The 17,384-nt window shown below is 62.4% G+C and carries 21 protein-coding genes; 1 reads left to right on the plus strand and 20 read right to left on the minus strand.

Annotation, left to right across the window (positions count from 1 at the left end):
- Positions 1-74: 74 nt before the first annotated feature.
- The 3 genes from HWQ14_RS06335 to HWQ14_RS06345 all read right to left on the minus strand — a co-directional run bounded on the left by HWQ14_RS06335 (position 75) and on the right by HWQ14_RS06345 (position 2,551).
- Positions 75-737 carry an HAD family hydrolase gene (locus HWQ14_RS06335; RefSeq protein WP_176609265.1) on the minus strand — a complete coding sequence of 221 codons (663 nt, stop codon included), beginning with the start codon at positions 735-737 and terminating at the stop codon, positions 75-77.
- A 105-nt stretch (positions 738-842) separates the two neighbouring features.
- Positions 843-1,637, minus strand: a complete 795-nt coding sequence (locus tag HWQ14_RS06340) for an SDR family NAD(P)-dependent oxidoreductase (RefSeq protein ID WP_148420520.1) — start codon at positions 1,635-1,637, stop codon at positions 843-845.
- Between the two features lie 32 nt (positions 1,638-1,669).
- The gene (locus tag HWQ14_RS06345; protein WP_176609266.1) at positions 1,670-2,551 is read right to left on the minus strand and encodes a LysR family transcriptional regulator; all 882 of its coding nucleotides are present in this window, start codon (positions 2,549-2,551) and stop codon (positions 1,670-1,672) included.
- Positions 2,552-2,650: 99 nt separating this feature from the next.
- Here HWQ14_RS06345 and HWQ14_RS06350 point away from each other — a divergent pair, with 99 nt between their 5' ends.
- On the plus strand, positions 2,651-3,157 hold the full coding sequence (locus HWQ14_RS06350) for a phenolic acid decarboxylase (protein ID WP_148387039.1): 507 nt from the start codon (positions 2,651-2,653) through the stop codon (positions 3,155-3,157).
- A gap of 58 nt (positions 3,158-3,215) precedes the next feature.
- Here HWQ14_RS06350 and acpT read toward each other — a convergent pair whose 3' ends face one another.
- The 17 genes from acpT to HWQ14_RS06435 are packed head-to-tail and all read right to left on the minus strand — an operon-like array spanning position 3,216 to position 17,274.
- On the minus strand, positions 3,216-3,809 hold the full coding sequence (gene acpT, locus HWQ14_RS06355) for a 4'-phosphopantetheinyl transferase AcpT (RefSeq protein WP_148420522.1): 594 nt from the start codon (positions 3,807-3,809) through the stop codon (positions 3,216-3,218).
- A 2-nt stretch (positions 3,810-3,811) separates the two neighbouring features.
- Positions 3,812-5,041: a beta-ketoacyl-ACP synthase gene (locus tag HWQ14_RS06360; RefSeq protein ID WP_176609267.1), complete on the minus strand. Its 1,230-nt coding sequence runs from the start codon at positions 5,039-5,041 to the stop codon at positions 3,812-3,814.
- Entirely contained in the window at positions 5,038-5,769 is a 732-nt protein-coding gene (locus HWQ14_RS06365; protein ID WP_148420605.1) for a 3-ketoacyl-ACP reductase FabG2, read from the minus strand. The genes HWQ14_RS06360 and HWQ14_RS06365 overlap by 4 nt, the downstream gene beginning before the upstream one ends.
- Before the next feature lie 2 nt (positions 5,770-5,771).
- Entirely contained in the window at positions 5,772-6,245 is a 474-nt protein-coding gene (locus HWQ14_RS06370; RefSeq protein ID WP_176609268.1) for a 3-hydroxy-fatty acyl-ACP dehydratase, read from the minus strand.
- Entirely contained in the window at positions 6,245-7,411 is a 1,167-nt protein-coding gene (locus HWQ14_RS06375; protein ID WP_176609269.1) for a beta-ketoacyl-[acyl-carrier-protein] synthase family protein, read from the minus strand. Before HWQ14_RS06375 ends, HWQ14_RS06370 begins: the two co-directional genes overlap by 1 nt.
- 1 nt (position 7,412) lies before the next feature.
- A complete protein-coding gene (locus tag HWQ14_RS06380; RefSeq protein WP_176609270.1) occupies positions 7,413-7,991 on the minus strand; it encodes a DUF3261 domain-containing protein in 579 nt (192 codons plus the stop codon).
- Complete coding sequence (locus tag HWQ14_RS06385) at positions 7,988-10,309, minus strand: MMPL family transporter (RefSeq protein WP_176609271.1); 2,322 nt, start codon at positions 10,307-10,309, stop codon at positions 7,988-7,990. Before HWQ14_RS06385 ends, HWQ14_RS06380 begins: the two co-directional genes overlap by 4 nt.
- The gene (locus tag HWQ14_RS06390) at positions 10,278-10,883 is read right to left on the minus strand and encodes an outer membrane lipoprotein carrier protein LolA (protein ID WP_176609272.1); all 606 of its coding nucleotides are present in this window, start codon (positions 10,881-10,883) and stop codon (positions 10,278-10,280) included. Before HWQ14_RS06390 ends, HWQ14_RS06385 begins: the two co-directional genes overlap by 32 nt.
- Entirely contained in the window at positions 10,880-11,302 is a 423-nt protein-coding gene (locus tag HWQ14_RS06395; protein WP_148420529.1) for an acyl-CoA thioesterase, read from the minus strand. The genes HWQ14_RS06390 and HWQ14_RS06395 overlap by 4 nt, the downstream gene beginning before the upstream one ends.
- 3 nt (positions 11,303-11,305) lie before the next feature.
- Complete coding sequence (locus HWQ14_RS06400; RefSeq protein WP_176609273.1) at positions 11,306-12,997, minus strand: glycosyltransferase family 2 protein; 1,692 nt, start codon at positions 12,995-12,997, stop codon at positions 11,306-11,308.
- Complete coding sequence (locus HWQ14_RS06405) at positions 12,988-13,338, minus strand: hydroxymyristoyl-ACP dehydratase (protein ID WP_148420531.1); 351 nt, start codon at positions 13,336-13,338, stop codon at positions 12,988-12,990. The genes HWQ14_RS06400 and HWQ14_RS06405 overlap by 10 nt, the downstream gene beginning before the upstream one ends.
- A complete protein-coding gene (locus HWQ14_RS06410; protein ID WP_176609274.1) occupies positions 13,325-14,674 on the minus strand; it encodes an acyl-CoA synthetase in 1,350 nt (449 codons plus the stop codon). The genes HWQ14_RS06405 and HWQ14_RS06410 overlap by 14 nt, the downstream gene beginning before the upstream one ends.
- Complete coding sequence (locus tag HWQ14_RS06415) at positions 14,667-15,266, minus strand: hypothetical protein (protein ID WP_176609275.1); 600 nt, start codon at positions 15,264-15,266, stop codon at positions 14,667-14,669. Before HWQ14_RS06415 ends, HWQ14_RS06410 begins: the two co-directional genes overlap by 8 nt.
- The gene (locus tag HWQ14_RS06420; RefSeq protein WP_176609276.1) at positions 15,238-15,489 is read right to left on the minus strand and encodes an acyl carrier protein; all 252 of its coding nucleotides are present in this window, start codon (positions 15,487-15,489) and stop codon (positions 15,238-15,240) included. The genes HWQ14_RS06415 and HWQ14_RS06420 overlap by 29 nt, the downstream gene beginning before the upstream one ends.
- A 12-nt stretch (positions 15,490-15,501) precedes the next feature.
- The gene (locus HWQ14_RS06425) at positions 15,502-15,759 is read right to left on the minus strand and encodes a phosphopantetheine-binding protein (RefSeq protein ID WP_003861263.1); all 258 of its coding nucleotides are present in this window, start codon (positions 15,757-15,759) and stop codon (positions 15,502-15,504) included.
- Positions 15,740-16,567 (minus strand): lysophospholipid acyltransferase family protein, encoded by an 828-nt coding sequence (locus HWQ14_RS06430; RefSeq protein WP_148420535.1) that lies wholly within the window; start codon positions 16,565-16,567, stop codon positions 15,740-15,742. Before HWQ14_RS06430 ends, HWQ14_RS06425 begins: the two co-directional genes overlap by 20 nt.
- Entirely contained in the window at positions 16,552-17,274 is a 723-nt protein-coding gene (locus HWQ14_RS06435) for a beta-ketoacyl synthase chain length factor (protein ID WP_176609277.1), read from the minus strand. The genes HWQ14_RS06430 and HWQ14_RS06435 overlap by 16 nt, the downstream gene beginning before the upstream one ends.
- Positions 17,275-17,384: the final 110 nt, after the last annotated feature.

The raw sequence follows: 17,384 nt of genomic DNA on the forward strand, positions 1-17,384 counted from the left end.
GCTTACCGGGCCTACGATTTGGTTTTCTCCCTCTCCCTGTGGGAGAGGGCCGGGGTGAGGGCAAAAGGCCGCACTTACCCCTTAATCGGTGAATTCCGGCGCTTGCGCGGATGATGGAAGTGCCGCCAGTGCGGATCCTGCGCCGCTGCCAGCAGCTCGTGGTCGCCTCGCGTGTCGCCCCAGGCGCGCAGGTGATACGCGTTCAGGTCGCCATACACCTTCTCCAGCCTCGCCACTTTCTGCGCGCAGCGGCAGTTGTTGCCGGTGATCCGCCCGGTCAGCTTGCCGTCTTTCACCTCCAGCTGCGTGCCAATCAGCTTAATGCCGAGCTTGTCGGCCCACGGCTGTAATACCAGCGCCGGGGAGGCGGAGCAAATCGTCACTTCCGCACCGGAGTTGACTTCGTTAGCCACGGCCATAACGCCTTCCGGGCGCATCAGCTTGCTCCAGTATTTTTCACAAAAGGCCTCTGCCTGCTGGCGTAACCAGCGCTCATCCACCCCCGTCAGGAAGGTTTTAATCAGCACCTCTTTCAGCTCATCACGCGTCAGCTTGCGGCGCACGCAGTGCAGCGTGGGCAGGGCCATACGCACCAGGCGGCCCGCAAAGTAGCGCTTGCCAAAGGCAAAGCGCAGGAAGGGAATAAAGCTGTCGTGGTGCGTCAACGTACCATCAAAGTCAAAGACAGAGAGCACGCTGGATCTGGCCACGGCTTCGTCGGCAATCATATTGGTCATAAATACGTCTTAGCTTAAATACACATTCTGTTCACTAGTTTACCTGCTTTATCTTCACAGTCCTTATATCAGTCCTCATTTTTTCTCTAACCTGTGACTGACGGGTCAAACTATGTCATCCACCACGCCACCGTCGACGCGCAGCGCCGCGCCGGAGGTAGCGGAGGCCTGCACTGAACAGACATACACCACCATATTGGCCACTTCTTCAACCGTCGCGGCGCGCTGAATAACCGAGCTGGGGCGGTTCGCCATCACAAACGCGTTCGCCAGCTGTTCCAGCGATTTACCGGTTCTCTCCATCTCGTCTTTCATCATCGCGGCGAAGCCGTCCGACATTGTCGGCCCGGGCAGCACGCTGTTCACGGTGACGCCGCTGCCGGCCACGAACTTCGCCAGCCCGCGCGCCAGGGAGAGCTGCGCGGTTTTCGTTACGCCATAGTGGATCATGTCCGCAGGAATATTGCGGGCCGATTCTGACGAGATGAACACCACGCGGCCCCAGCCTTTTTGCACCATGCCCGGCAGCAGGGCGCGGGAGAGCCGCACGCCGGACATCACGTTGGTTTGCCAGTAGCGTTCCCAGGTATCGTCGTCGGTGGAGTAAAAATCCTGCTGACCATAAATCCCGGCGTTATTGACCAGAATATCGACCTGCGAGGCGACCCTGAGCAATTCGTCTACGCCTTCCGGCGAGCTGAGATCGGCGACGGCGGCACGAACCTGTACGCCTGGCACCACCTGCTGCAGCGCCTGAATGCCCTTATTTACCGAGTCGATGCTGCGCCCGTTCACAATCACTTCCGCACCGCTTTCCGCCAGCCCGCGGGCGATGGCGAAGCCAATCCCGCCGGTTGATGCGGTCACCAGCGCCGCTTTCCCCGTTAAATCGATTTTCATCGTTCGCTCCTTGTCGTCTTAACCTTCAGACCTTAAAGCGTAGCAGTTGACGATGACGGCTCCTGCCTAAAAAGGCGCAACAACGTCTCAACCTGCTCGTCCAGCGGGCTAAGGGAGCGCTTAACGATGAGGTGGAGCGGCGTGGCGCGTCGAACGCCGTGGCTGAGGGGCAGGGTTTTGAGTATGCCTTGCTGAAGCAGGGGCTGAATGCGTTCTTCCGGTAGCCAGCCGTACCCAACCTGATACATCACCGCCTCGATCGCGGCATCAATGGTGGAAAAGGTCCACGACTCGCCGCCCGGGCGAACGGCGGGCTGGCTGTCTGCGATCTGAATGCGTGGCCACGGCCGCAGCGTCTCGTCATTTAGCGGCGTGTCCAGCGCAAAAAGCGGGTGCGCATGATGCGCGACGGCGACAAAATCAATGTTCATTAGCCATTCACCCAGCCCGGTAATGTCCTGGCGGCGGGTTAAGACCATCACGTCGGCTTCATCATTGAGCGCATCTTCCCGGCTGTTTTCCAGCACCTCGGTGAGCCGCACCTGCGTTTGCGGATACCGCTGCTGGAACTGGCGCAAAATCGCAAACAGCCGGCCGCGCGGAAAAATACTGTCTACCATCAGATCGATACGGGTTCGCATACCGCTGCGCAGGGTGGCGGCGCGCGTCTCAACGTAGGCGAAGGCTTTCAGCAGCGGCTTCACCTGATTCAGCAATAATTCTCCCGCCGGGGTCAGCACCGCCCGCCTGCCTTCAGTCATTAACAGCGCCACGCCAAGCCGCTCCTGCAAAAGCGACAGGTTATAGCTGACCGAGGACTGGCTGCGGTGCGTCTCCTCCGCAGCTCTGGCAAAGCTGCCAGCCTCAACTACTCTCTCCAGCAGGGCCCATTGTTCTAGCGTCGTCTTATGCATGATCAATCTAAATTTTGGATGAATTTGATTCAAACATAGCGTTATTCATTCATTTTTTGAAGGGGTACGATAGCTTCATCAAAACAAAGGAGACATCTTATGAGCACCTTCGACAAACATGACTTAAGCGGCTTCGTCGGCAAACATCTGGTTTATACCTACGATAATGGCTGGAACTACGAAATTTACGTCAAAAACGAGAACACCCTCGACTACCGTATTCACAGCGGTCTGGTGGGCAACCGTTGGGTGAAAGATCAGCAGGCGTACATCGTTCGCGTCGGGGAGAGCATCTATAAAATTTCCTGGACGGAGCCAACCGGTACCGACGTAAGCCTGATTGTGAACCTGGGCGACAGCCTGTTCCACGGCACCATCTTCTTCCCGCGCTGGGTCATGAACAATCCGGAAAAAACCGTCTGCTTCCAGAACGATCACATTCCGCTGATGAACAGCTACCGTGATGCCGGTCCGGCCTATCCGACGGAGGTGATTGATGAATTTGCGACGATTACCTTTGTACGCGACTGCGGCGCTAACGATGACAGCGTTATTGCGTGTGCCGCCAGCGAGCTGCCGGCAAACTTCCCTGAAAATTTAAAATAAGCTTCGCAGCGCGTTAAGTGCACATCGGCCATTGCGGTTTTACCGGAATGGCCGTTTTTTATGCCGCAGAGGTACCGGAATAAGCGATTAATTCCGCCGTCAGGGTGAAGGGCGTGGGCGTACAGACCGCAAGGCTCAGCGATCCGACGCGTAGCTGGCTGACCGGCAGCGGCTGCGCGGTGCTGTCAATGCTGACAATCTGCCACGCGCTGCCGCCGCGCTGTTTGACGATGGCCTCTTTGCGCGTCCAGATGCGCCAGAAGGCGGAAAGCTGCTCTTCCGGCGCTTCACGCTCCAGCTCGGCATGTTCGGTAAGGCTGAAGACGGCATTCGCCAGCGCCTGCCAGTTCTCGCGCGGGCGGATCGCTTCAATATCGCAGCCAACTTCGCCTTCGTCGCTCAGCAGCAGGGCAATGTCGTCCCCGCTGTGGCTCAGGTTAAACCACAGCGGATGGCCGCTAGCGAAGGCCGGTTTTCCCTGCTCGCCGTAGATTATCTCGGGGAGAGGCGAGGGGGATAAGGTTCTGGCGAGCAGCGTCCGGCCTGCAAGCCAGGAAGCGCGTCGTGCACCCTGAGGTGCCCTGTCAGCGAGCGTTGACGCCAGCGGGTCCGCGCTAAGGGTGGAGATCTTTCCCAGTACAAACTGGTACATAGTTACGCCCAGCGTTTGATGATTATCGAGGTATTGATGCCGCCAAAGGCAAAGTTATTGCTCTGTATAAATTCGCAGTCAATCGGGCGGGCTTCCCCCATAATATAATCTAAAGCGCCACATTGCTCATCCGGTTGTCTTAAATTGAGCGTCGGCGTGAACCAGCCCTCCCGCATCATGTGCAGGCTCAGCAGGGCTTCCAGCGCCCCGCAGGCGCCCAGAGTATGGCCGAAGTAGCTCTTTAAGGATGAAATGGGCACCCCGTCGCCGAAAATGGCGGCGGTCGCCTGGCTCTCGGCGATATCCCCGCGGTCGGTCGCCGTGCCGTGGGCAGAAATGTAGCCGATGTCCTGAGGCTGCAGACCGGCCATCGCCAGCGACTGCTCCATACACACCTGCATGGTTTCACGCTGGGGCTGAGTGATGTGCGCCGCATCGCAGTTGGTGGCAAACCCCACGATCTCGCCATAAATTGTCGCCCCGCGCGCGGTGGCGTGCTCCAGCTCTTCCAGAATTAAGGTGCCAGCCCCTTCGCCAATCACCAGGCCGTCGCGCTGAACGTCAAACGGCGACGGCGTGGTTTTCGGCGCGTCGTTACGCTGGCTGGTGGCAAACAGGGTATCGAAAACCGCCGCCTCCGAGGGGCACAGCTCTTCCGCGCCGCCCGCCACCATCACCGTCTGGTATCCGTGACGAATCGCTTCCCAGGCGTAGCCAATCGCCTGGCTGCCGGAGGTGCAGGCGCTCGACGTGGGGATCACCCGTCCGCGCAGGCCAAAGAACAGCCCGGTGTTGACCGCAGTGGTGTGCGGCATCATCTGCACGTAGGTGGTGCCGGTGATGTTATGGGTGTGCTTTTCCGTGAGCATGGAGGCAAACTCGCTGACCGGCCCGGTGCTGCCTGTCGACGAGCCGTAGGCGATCCCGGTCTGACCGTTGGTGAGCACCGCGTCGTCGATCAGGCCCGCCTGCTCCAGCGCCAGCTCGGTGGCGCGGGTTGAAAGCAGCGACACGCGGCCCATGGCGCGAATGCGCTTGCGGGTGTAGTGAGCGGGGAGGGTGAAGCCTTCAATCGGCGCGGCGAGCAGGGTTTGCAGGCCGTCATACGCCTGCCACTCCGTCATGGTGCGCACCGCATTTTCATACCCGCGCAGGCGGCGCGAAATGGTCGGCCAGTCCTCGCCAAACGCGGTAACGCCGCCCGTGCCCGTAATCACTACCCGGCGGGTCATAGCATGCCTCCGTTAATCGAAATCACCTGGCGCGTCACGTAGCCTGCCTTATCCGACATCAGATAGCTCGCCAGCCCGGCCACCTCCTCGGCCTGGCCCATGCGCTGCATGGGTATCATCGACATCGCCGCGTTCAGCGCGGCCTCGTCCATCTCGATCATGCCGGTATCAATCAGCCCCGGCGCGATGCAGTTGACGGTGATTTTGCGTTTCGCCAGCTCGGTGGCGAGCGCTTTGGTGGCCCCGATAATCCCGGCTTTGGCCGCGCTGTAGTTCACCTGCCCACGGTTGCCCATAATGCCTGACACCGACGACAGGGTGACGATCCGCCCGCCCCTGCGGGTGCCAATCATCGGCATAATGCAGGGGTGAATAACGTTATAAAAACTGTCGAGATTGGTGTGGATCACGCGGTCCCAGTCATCCTCACTGAGCGCCGGAAATGCGCCGTCGCGGGTAATGCCGGCGTTACTTACCACGCCATAAAACGCGCCGCGATCGGCGATCTCCTGCTCCAGCACCGTGCGGCACTGCTCGCGGTTGCCCACGTCGAACGTGAGTAAACGGCCCGCGCCGCCCGCCCGGACAATCGCATCCAGCGTCTCCTGCGCGCCCGCCTCATCACGATGGTAGTGCACGCCGACGGTAAAACCGTCCGCCGCAAGCTGAAGGGCGATGGCGCGGCCAATGCCTTTGCTGGCCCCGGTGACCAGTACGGATCGACTCAGACTCATGATGGTGTTCCCTGGTTGAAAAGTGTGGTTAATTCATCCTCGCTCGGCTGGAAGGTATTCACGCGGCCCGTGGCGAGGGGCACGCCGTCGCACTGAACGGTGCACTCGAAGCTGCCGAAGCGTTCATCCTGCATCAGGCGTTCGATGGTGATGTTCAGCGTGCTGCCTGCGGCAAAATGTCCCGCGGCGCACGCCAGCTCGCGCGCGCCCAGCACCATACCCAGCGCACAGTGCGGCAGCCCTTTTTGCATCCGGTGCCACTCAGACCAGACGCCCACGGTCTGGGCCATCAGCTCCAGCGCAAACCAGCCGGGCAGGTCGCCATTAGCGTTCAGAAAGGGCGCAAGGACGCCCTGCCCGTTTACCGTCACGCGGCAGACGGCGCTGTCGTCGGTGACGCTCTCAACGGTTTCGAGCAGCATCATCGGCGCGTCGTGAGGAAGATAATCGCCTGGCGGTAAATAGCGCATCACACTCTCCCCAGCAGAAGGCTGGCGTTGTTGCCGCCAAACGCGAACGAGTTCGACAGGATCGTCGGCTTTTTCAGCGGCGCGCTGTGGTGCAGCAAGCCGCAGGCGGGGAGCGTGTCGTCCGGCGCGTAGCGGGAAAAATCCTGCGGCGGCAGCGGCAGGCCGCGGGTCAGGATCAGCCAGCTCAGGGCTGCCTCCGTGACCCCGGCGGCGCCCAGCGTGTGGCCGGTTAGGTGTTTCGTCGAGCTGCACGGCACGCGCTCGCCAAAGAGGTCGTGGATCGCCTGCGCCTCGATCCGATCGTTCAGCGGCGTGGCGGTGCCGTGCAGGTTGATATAGCCTACGTCCTCCGCCGTGATCCCCGCCTCGTTCAGCGCCTGGTTGATGGCGCGGATCGCCCCTTCACCCTGCGGATGCGGGGCGGAAATATGGTACGCATCGCTGGATTCTCCCGCGCCCAGAAGCGCAATTTCTCCCGGCTCGCGGGTCAGCACCATGAGCGCCGCCGCTTCACCAATGGTGATCCCCCGACGGTCGCGGCCAAACGGCTCGCACAGGGTCGGCGAGAGTGACTCCAGGCTGTTGAAGCCGTTAACCGGCATGCGGCTCAGGCTGTCTGCCCCGCCGACGATGGCGACGTCCACCAGCCCGGCGTCGATCAGGCGACGCCCGCTGATAATCGCCCGCGCGCTGGAGGAGCAGGCCGTCGAGATGGTATACGCCGGGCCGTCCAGCTCAAGCCAGCTGGCGAGAAAGCGCGACGGATCGCCGAGCTCCTGCTGCGGATATTGCCACTGCGGGCTGCGCTCCCCGCTACGGGAGAGGCGCACGTTTTCATCCCCCTCGTCCAGCCCGGAGGTGCTGGTGCCCAGCACCACCGCCACGCGGTCGCGTCCTGCGCGGTTAATGGCCGCCTCAACCGAGGGCCGGATTTGCGCCAGCGCCGCCAGCAGCAGCTGGTTGTTGCGGCTGCGATGGGCGGAAAAACGCTCGGGTATAGGCGGAAGTTCACCCTCAACGCCTCCCAGCACGGCCTCCGGAAAGCCCTGTAGCCAGCCCGCGCGCGGACGCATCCCGGGCGCCATGCCTGCGTTCAGGTTTGCCGCTATTTCATCAGCCGAGTTGCCCAGGGCGTTGACCATGCCAACCGCAGAAAGGTAAATCATCTCAGTCACCCAGATATTGAATGGTGATGTGGTAGTTAAAAACGTGCTGCACAATGCTGACCGGCTCGCGTTTGCCGCTGCGGTTCAGGTAAACAATTTCCGTAACCAGTTTGCCGTCGGGGTTGCGCAGTTCGCGTCTGGCGTCAGTATCGTTCAGCGTCCAGCCTTTCGGCAACTGCGGCTGCCAGGCGCGGAGCGGCCAGTGGCTAGGCATCACATCGGCCAGAACCTGGCTTGCTGGCGGCAGCTGCGGCATCACAACCGACTGCTCGGTGTGGATCCCGGTCTCGTCGTAGGTGGCGAGGAACAGGCGGATCCCGACGGAGGAGAGGCCGGCGAGCGTCACTTTATGTTCGTCTGCGTTAAGCATTACCAGCAGTGACTGGGTTTGACCCTTAAAGCTGCCGGTCAGAAGCTGCTGCGAACGAATAGCCGGGGTGATGCCCGGCGGCGGTAGCGTGACGCGGGTGCCCGGCTGTAGCCAGGCCTGAGGGCGCGCGTCATCGCGGTTCGTCGTATGGCTACATCCCGCCAGCAGCAGGGCCATCACGACCGTCGCCAGGCGAATAAAACGGGTCATGGTGTGTTCTCTTTGTTAGCGGGCATCGCCAGCGGAGCGAGCAGGAACGCGGTAAAGATACCGCTCACCAGCACAATGCCAAAACTGCTGATGGCCTGGGTGGTGCTGAACACCAGCATCCCCAGCGTCAGCAGGGTAGTCATCATGGCAAGAGTAATTGCCAGCATGGAGGTCAGCGGCGTACCGCGCGGGTTGCTGAAAAACAGCGTGTAGTTGATGCCAATGCCCAGAACCAGCACCAGCGCCAGCAGGGAAAACAGGTTCACCGGGTGGCCTGCCACGGCCAGCGCCGCCAGCCCGCCGCCCAGCGACAGCACGGACGGCACCAGGGCCACCAGCCCTTTGCGCCAGCCGAGACGCACCACCGCGCCGCAGGCAATCACTGCCAGCGCCACGCACAGCAGCCCCGTCAGCAGCGCGCGGTAAAGCGCAAACAGGCTGTCGAAGCTGGCCTTACGGTCGACCCAGACGACCCCTGCATGGCGGGCGGCCAGCTCGCCGAGTGCGGCGCTGTTTCTGACGCCGTCGACCGGAACCAGCACGCCGCTTTTACCGTCCGGCAGCGTCAGCCACAGCAGTCTCCAGCCCTCGCTGGCGGGGCTCGCGAGCCACGTCTCCATGCTGACGGGCATGGCGTTCAGATTCGGCGTCACGGCGTTCATCCCCGCGCTTTGCAGCATGTTCGTTACCGTCGGCGCGGCGCCGCGCAGCAGTCGCAGATCGCTCTCCTGGCGCGTCAGCGAGTTCAGCGGCAGGGTGCGCCAGCGGGAAAACTCGCCGGCTTTTTGCGCCTGCGCCAGCGCCGGGGTAAACGCCTCCAGCCGCTCCAGCGTTTGCTGAGCCGACGCGCCGTACACCACAAACCACTTCTGATCGACGTTCTGCCCGGTCAGGGCGGTGATGGCTTTTTCCTGGGCCAGTATGCCCTGCGGCAGCGCCTGAAGCTGGGCGATATCGTCATCAACCCGCAGGCTGGCGATCCCGATGGCGGAGAGCAGCGCCAGCGCTACCGGCAGCCCGACGGAGAGGGCTCTACCGTTGCGCCAGGCGTCCAGCCAGCGCTGCATCACCCCGCACAGGGGCACCGGGCGAACCGGCATCCCCCGGCACAGCCACGGATGCCAGAAAATCACCGTCAGGCACGAGGCGCTCAGCCCTGCGGCGGCGAACACCGCCATCTGCCGAATGCCGGGGAAGGGAGCCAGCATCATGAAAAGATACGCCACGACGGTGGTCAGCAGCGCCAGCAGCAGCGCGTTACGCACTTTCTCCAGGCTCTGCCAGGGCGTTTGTGTCGCGCCGTGCACCATCCGCTCCGTGAGGTAGTAAATCGTATAGTCCGCCGAGATACCGATGATGCTCATGCTCATCACCAGCGTCATCAGATGCAGCTCGCCGAACAGCAGGAGCGTCGCGACCGTGCCCGCCAGCGCGCCGATGGCAATTGAGAGCAGGCTCAGCAGCAGCGGGCGCACGGAGCGGAACACCGACACAATCAGCAGGATCGCGCCGAGCACCGTGGCGACGCCGAGCGTGGAAATATCCCGTTTGGCCTGCTGGCTGGCGTAATCGCTGTAGAACACCGTTCCGCGCGAGAGCAGCTGCGCCTGTGGATACCGGGCTTTCAGCGTCTGCTGCAACGCGTTAAGGGTGGTCACCAGCCGGTGGGTTTGCTGCATATCAAACGAGGAGCCCGCCAGCTCGCCGTGCAGCAGATACCAGTAGTTTCCGGCCTCATCTTTCGTCACCAGCCAGCCGTCCATCAGCTGCATCTTCTGGCTGTTCTTCGCCAGCGCGAGCTGCGCGCCGCGCGTCAGCATCAGCGGATCGTTTTGCAGCTCCCTGCCGCTCACGCCGGAAAAGGCGGAGTAAAGCTGCGACAGGATCCACCGGGCCTGCGCCTCTCCGCCGTTTTGCAGGCGGGCGCGGGTGGCCGGATCGATCAGACCATTGCGGTGCTGCCAGAAAAAATCCCCCCACGCCCGTTGCCCGGCGGCGTCCAGCGGGCCTTTTACCTCGCTGAGCGCCTGGCTGCGTTGCAGCAGGGTTAACCACTGCTGCGCCACGCGCGGGTCCGGCCGTTTGCCGGGGCTGACCAGCCAGACGAGCTGGCGGTCCAGGCGCTGCATAAACCCGTCGTTGAGGGCCGGAGGAACTGCCCCGAGCGTCTGTTTCGGCAGCATGGCGAGCACGCTGCTGTTCAGCCGCGCGCCGGGCAGCAGCGACAGCAGCACGACGAGCAGGATCAGGCATAACCCAGCCCACAGCAGCGCCGGGCGCAGAGGGTTACGGTGCGGCAAAGCGTTGGCGTTCTGCATCGGTCAGGCGAGCGGGCGTAAGCTGGTGGCGGGAAAGGGTGATATCCGTCGTGTCGCCCTGCCTGTCGTTCAGGCGAATAGACTCCAGATAGAGGGCACCCTGCAAATCAAGGGTGGCGAAAATCTTGTCCAGCGGTGTGGTGACTGGCGTCAGCACCAGCGACCAGCGGCCTTCCCCCCGATCCTGAAAATCGATGCGGAAGTTCTCTTCCAGTACCTTACGGTCGGCCTGGAACAGCGCCCGCAGCAGATGGTTGAACTGGAACATCTGCGGGTTATTGTCGGCGGTGATGGTCTGCGGCGGCTGGCCGCCGATCGCCTGCACCATCCGTTTGTCATCCAGCAGCAGCGTCATCGGGAACGGCGCCTGTTGATCCCACAGCAGGCCGTCGTCACGGGCGATCAGCATCTCCCCCCGCGAGCGCAGCGGCTGGGGCATGCCCTTGATGGTGCGGGTCTGTTCAAAGTGCGCGCGCACGACCGGCTGCTCCGCAAACCGCTGCTGCAGTTCATCCAGCGTCACCGCGCTGACCAGCGGGCTAAGCAGCAGGGCGATAAGAGGTATCCATTTCATGGCGCGATCCCCATGCGTTCGAACAGAATGGCCGGGCTGACAAAGCACATCTCCCGGCTTGCTTCATCCACCGCCACCTGAATGGTGTAGCCGGTGGTGGTGCGTTTCCCGGTTTGCGCGTCAACGATTTGATAGGCGATGCGCAGGCGGTTTTCATACTCTTCAATCCGGGCGCGAACGCGGATGCGCTGCTCGAAGGTCACCGCGTCGCGGTACTTCACGCGGGTATCCACCACGGGCCAGACGTAGCCCGAGGCTTTCATCTGGCGATAGCCGTAGTCAAACTGGTTGAGCAGCGCTTCGCGGGCAATCTCAAAGTAACGGAAGTAGTTGCCGTGCCACACCACGCCCATCATATCGACGTCGTGGAAGGGGACGGTGATTTCAACTTCAGCCGTAAAGCGGGGATCGGTCAGCACCCTTTACTCCTTCTCGTTGACCTCTGGCAGCCGCCAGAAATCGAAAAAATTAAACCAGTCGAGCGGCGACATGAGCGCGTAGTGCTCCAGCCGCTGCGCATAGCGGTCGACGGTCTGCTGTAGCGCCTGCTGGCGTTCGCCGCGCGGCAGCAGCAGCGGGTCAGCGAAGCGCTCGCAGTGCAGGGTCAGTTTTCCCTGCTGGCAGAGGGCAAAAATGAGCACCACCGGGCAGCGTAAGATGGACGCCAGGATAAACGGCCCCTGCGGGAACGGCGCGGGCTGGCCCAGGAACTCGCTCCAGATCACCCGCCAGCTGCCGCCGCGCTGTGGGGTGACGGCGATGCGATCGCCCACGATCGCCACCCATTCGCCGCGATCGAGCTTCTCTTTAATGAGGATGGCGGTATCCGGGCCAATGTCGGTGACGGGCATCAGGTGAATGCCCGCCTGCGGGGCCATCTCCTCCATCACCTGCTTAAACCGTCTGGCGTTATCGCTAAAGACCAGCGCGTTGATGGTTTTTGCGCCTTCACGCTGCGCCAGCGCCCGGCAGGCTTCCACGTCGCCAAGGTGCGATGCCAGCAGCAGTTTACCCTGAGGATCGTCGAGACCAAGCGCCTCCTGCGCTCCCGGCGCAAAGACCAGATCGCGATGCAGCTTCATTTCGCCGCGCCAGCTGGCCACCTTGTTGAGCATGGCATGACCGAAGCGCAGGAAGTGGGAAAAGCTGTTGAGCCGCGCGGGTTTCGGCATTTGCCGCTGCGCCATCACCCGCCTGACGCGCGCCAGCCACTGCCGGGACGCCTGACGCGCAGAGCGGGCGGTGAGCCAGTAGACGGCGGTCACCGGCCACAGCAGGACGGTAAACGCCTTTCGCCCCAGCAGCTGCCAGACGCGCAGCATCAGGCGCATGCCCCACAGCCCTTTCACCTCCTGCTGCCGCGCCCAGTGCTGCGCGCGGCGACGCATCAGCAGCGCGGGCATGCGCGGCAGCATGCCGAGGAACAGGCGGGTATGCATCAGCGAGATGCGCACGTTGTCTCTCAGGGCATCGAAATGGGATATCCCGTCCGGCGGGTAGGTCACGCGGGTGGGCAGAAAATAGCTGGTGTTGCCCTGCCAGTAGAGTCGCACCATCACCTCGGTGTCAAAATCCATCCGCTTACCGAGCGGCACCTCTGCCGCAAGGCGCAGTACCGGTGCGACAGGGTAAACGCGAAAACCGCACATGCTGTCTTTCAGCTGCAGGGAGAGGGTCTCGATCCAGACCCAGACGTGCGTGATCCAGCGTCCGTACAGGCGCGAGCGGGGAATCGAATCATCGTAAACGGGCTGCCCGGAAATTAACGCCTCGGGGTGGCGTTCGGCCAGCGCCAGCAGTTTGGGGATGTCTTCGATAGCGTGCTGGCCGTCAGCGTCCACCTGAACGGCGTGGGTGAAGCCGCGCGCTGCGCAGGCTTCCAGACCCTGCATCACCGCCGCGCCCTTACCGCGGTTTTCTGGCAGGCGCAGCAGCGTGACCCGCGATCGCTCCGCCGCCAGCGCTTCAAGCGTGCGGCGGGTGGGGGCATCGCTGCCGTCGTCCACCACCAGGCAGGGCAGATCGAACGGCGCGAGGCGCGCCAGCACCGAGGGCATCGTCGCGCCGTGGTTGTAGCACGGGATCAGCACGCAGGGGCGGAAGGCTACTGGCATAAGCGAATTTTCCCGCTGCTGGCGGTATGGCGCTCGCCGCCCGCATGGCGCTGATAGCTGAAGGTGAGCATCTGGCGTTCGGGCTGCCAGGCCAGGAGCAGCGACACCGTATTCTCAGGCAGCAGCGGGGCCGCGAACTTCACGTTCTGAATACTGTGAAAGCGATAGCCCGGCGCCAGCGCGGCGGCGTAGTGCATCACCCAGTCGAGCTGCGCCACGCCGGGAAGCAGCGGCTGTACGGCGAAATGCCCCCTGAACCAGACCAGGCCGGGGTCGAGATAGAGCGTTATCTCCAGATGCCCGGGCTCGGGCTGGCGGCGTTCGATCTCATGCATCTTCATGAAATAGCTCCTGTAGCTGCGCGGTCACGCGCTTGTTCATGCTGTTGACCGGAATTTCATCAACGATGCGCCAGCAGCGCGGTACGGCAACCGGCTCAAGCCAGGGACGAAGGGCGCGACGCCAGGCAGATTCCTGAACGTTTTTACCCACTCTTTCTCTGTGCAGACGCGCCTCGTCGCTGAGCACCAGCAGCGCGCCAATGCCCTGACGCCCGCCGCGCGTGACCGCCAGCGCGGCGGCCTCGCGGATGCCGTCCAGCGCCAGCAGGCGGCGCTCGACTTCATCGAGCGAAATACGCTTATCTTCAATTTTCACCACCCGCCCCCGACGCCCGGCGAGGCTGAACCGCCCGTCAGCCGTGAAATGCAGGATATCATCCAGCGCGATCCCCTCCGGCTCGTGGATCAGCGGCGACAAAACGCGGTCGCCGTGAAACGTCACGCCGGGGAAAGGCTCCCAGAGCGTGCTTTCCTCCTGACGGTAGCGCCAGGCCATAACCCCCGTTTCCGTGCTGCCATAAATCTCGTCCGGCCAGACGCTGAGCCAGCCGTGAACCGCGGCGATATCCCGCCAGGGCAGCACGCCGCCGGCGGAGAGAAGGAGGTCGACGGGCGGCGGCGTCAGCGACGGGTCAAGCCGCCTGAGGAACGCCGGGCTGCTGATGAAAAGATAGCGTTTATCGTCGGGCAGGGCAGAGAGCTGTTCGGCATAGCTGAGCAGGCTGGCGTGCAGCGGCAGGCCGAGCGCCATCGGCAGGACGACCCGAAACGTCAGGCCGTACAGGTGGTGCAGAACCACGGAAGCCACGACGTGACGGCCCGCCAGGCGATCGCCAAAATGGTCCGCCAGCAGGCGGGCTTCGCGATCCAGGCTGACCACCGGCTTGCTCACCCGCTGCGGCGTGCCGGTCGAGCCGGAGGTGTAAAGCTCAATCACGCGCGTTTTGTCGATATCGGGCAGCGGTGAAAAGGCGCGGTCCGTCCGCGTTGCGCAAGTCACCCGCAGCTGTCGCCCCTGAACGTCAAGCGCGGTATCGCTCAGGATGCCGCTGAACAGCGCCCGCTGCTCATCAAGCTGCGCGCCGCGGGCGTGGCCGGGAAGAACGGGCGTTTTGCCCGCGTGCAGCGTCGCCAGCAGCGCAACAATAAACAGATAGCCGTCCTCAACGCACAGCGCCCAGCGATCGCCGCCTTCATGACGCAGCGCGTCGACCAGGCGCGTGACGTCGTGGCGCAGGTCGCCGAGCGTCCAGAGGCGCTCCCCGCGCCAGGCAACGGGCGTATCGTCAGGACGGGGCGCGTTGAGCCACTGGCCCAGCGGAAGAGGATTAATCATCGTTTTTCATCACCCGTTGCCGCACCAGCCACTCGCAGATCGCCAGCGTGCCCATCAGGAGATAGGCAATCATCCCGTTCCACAGCGTCCACAGGCGGATATCGCCGTGCAGCACGGTAAACAGCGCAATCGCCCCGTTGATAATAAAAAAGCCGCACCAAACCTGAGTCACCCGGCGCGTGTAACGTACCCCGGCGGGGGAGAGATCCGGTTCACGGAGGCGCGCCAGCCGTTCGACGACAGGCATTGACGTCCACAGCGAGCCGCCAAACGCCGCCAGCATGACCAGATTCACCGCCACCGGATAATACAGCACCCACCGGTGCGCGTGCAGGACATAGCTCGCGGCGCAAAGCACGATGCCCACGAGCGCTACGCCCACGAGCGTATAGCGCAGGGGGCCGTCCTGCCGGCGGGCCTGGCAGACGCGCAACAGCAGCACCAGCGCCATCACGGGCAGGATGCCGTGCAGACTATTATTCGCCAGACCGAAGCCGATCAAAAACGGCCATGCCAGCAGCATCAGCCCCGTCAGGACGGGAAGTACCGGAATTGAACGCACGTTACGCGTCGCGCTGAAGCTGTTCCACAACGTCCACGACGTCCTGCACCGTGCGCACCGCTTTGAAGGTTTCAGGCTTGATTTTATGGCCCGTTTTCTTTTGCAGGTGCACCACCATATCAACGGCATCGATGCTGTCGAGATCCAGGTCTTCGTAAAGCCGTGCCTCTGGCGTAATATCCTCCGGCGCGACTTCAAACAGCGTAATAAGAAGCGCAGAGACTTCCTGATAAATCGTTTTTTGTTCTGTCATAGCGGGTCATTCTCAGGCGCGTTGTTGATGGATAAAAGCAGCGAGCGTGGCAACGGAATAGAAGTGCTGACGCATCTCGTCGCTTTCGGCAGAAAGCACTACGCCGTACTGATTTTTCACCGCCAGCCCCAGCTCAAGGGCGTCGATTGAGTCCAGACCCAGCCCGTCGCCAAACAGCGCGGCGTCTGTATCTATATCCTCTGGGGTAAGTTCTTCCAGATTCAGCGTAGAGATAATGAGATTCTTAATTTCAAGATAGAGCGCTTGCATCTTTCGTTCCTGACAAAGATTGAAGACCGGTTGTTAACTGATGCTGCATATGCCGGTTTAACTGCCTTGCCGCCAGCGCGGGCTCGTGCTGGCTCGCATCATAAAAATCATGAATGTTGATGCGTTCGCGAACATCCACGGTGAAAACAGGTTTATTGGGGGGAACGTTATACCAGCTGCTCTGTTTATCCAGCATCCGTTCGCTACAGTGGATAATAACCACGCGCACGGCGCTGTTGCAGCGAACGGCAATATTCGCCGCCCCGCGTTGCAGGGTAATCCCTTCGCCCACCCGGGTGCGGGTCCCTTCCGGGAAGATGAGCAGCGTGTCGCCCTGGGCCAGACGCCGCTGGCTGGCGGAAAGCAGCGCGTCTGCTTCGCTGTTAATCAGATAATCGGCCGCGCGGATCGCGCCGCTGACGAACGGGTTACGCCGCAACGCGCTTTTCACCAGACAGTCGGTTTCGTTCATCACCGAAGCCAGCAGGACGTAGTCCAGCAGCGAAGGGTGATTCGCAATCACCAGACAGCCGCGCTCGGCGCGCAGCGCGTCCAGGTTCGTGAAGCGGTAATCCAGCACCCCGACCCCGCGTACCACCGCGAGGAACAGGCGAAAGCTGGCGGAGATGCTGCGGCGTGCAAGACGGCGGCGCCTGGTGCGGTCGCGCTGGAAAATCAGCAGCAGGTTAAACCACACCAGCGACAGCATCAGCCCGCCGAAGCCGAACAGCGCGAAGCAGAATCCGGTCATCAGCACGCGCCATAGCCGTTCGAGGCGAGTAAGCAGCCCGCTCACCGGCGCGTCCATTGCCACTCAAGGCGCTCGCCGGGCAGGGTGAAGCGTTGTTCGTCGCTCAGATAATGGCGCAGGAACTGAAGGCTTTGCGGCAGCGCGGGCTCTTCACCTGCGCTTTTACCGTGCGTTTCACAGCTGAGCGCCTCTCCGGCTTCAATCACCAGCGCCAGCGCGTAGGGCCAGACGGGCATCTGGGGCGGCAGCCCGGCGTGGTAAAACGCGGGCAGCAGGCCGTCGAAATCCACCAGCAGCACGCGGGAGTAGCCCGCATGCAGCAGGCTCAGCACCTCGCATAAGCTCTGCTGAAAAGTATCCATACCGGCGGACACCGACGACGAGACGATCGGCTGGCGGGCAGCGATGGTCAAATTACCAACCGCCGAGTTGTGGACCGACATCGCAAAATCGGTAGGTGAAACAGGCTCCTCTGCCGCCAGCGCTTCCAGAATGCGGTAATTGCGTTCCAGTTCGCCATGGCGGCTGGCGTAGACGACGGCGTCGATGCGGTGTTTGCGAAGCATGGCCAGGCCAAGATCGACGGCCTGCCTGCTGCCCGGGTTAAGGCGGCGGGCGGTCATCATCGGCAGATCGGTCAGTTTCGCCAGCGGCGCAGCGGGATCGATGGCGTCAGACCGGCGTGACCACGCCTGCCATGCGTCGGCATCGCTGAGTCCCGGCGCTCGTGCCTGCCAGTCGATAATGGTGAGTGTAAATTTCATCTACGCGCGTCCGCGATAAACCTGTTTCGTTGTCTTTTTGTTCGCCAGCGCGATTTGCTGCGCACATCCTACAATGTTGTCGGCGCGCTGGCGAATAAACGTCACTTTTA

The sequence above is a fragment of the Enterobacter cloacae genome (assembly GCF_013375935.1).
In the GTDB taxonomy this organism is placed as follows: Bacteria; Pseudomonadota; Gammaproteobacteria; order Enterobacterales; family Enterobacteriaceae; genus Enterobacter; species Enterobacter pasteurii.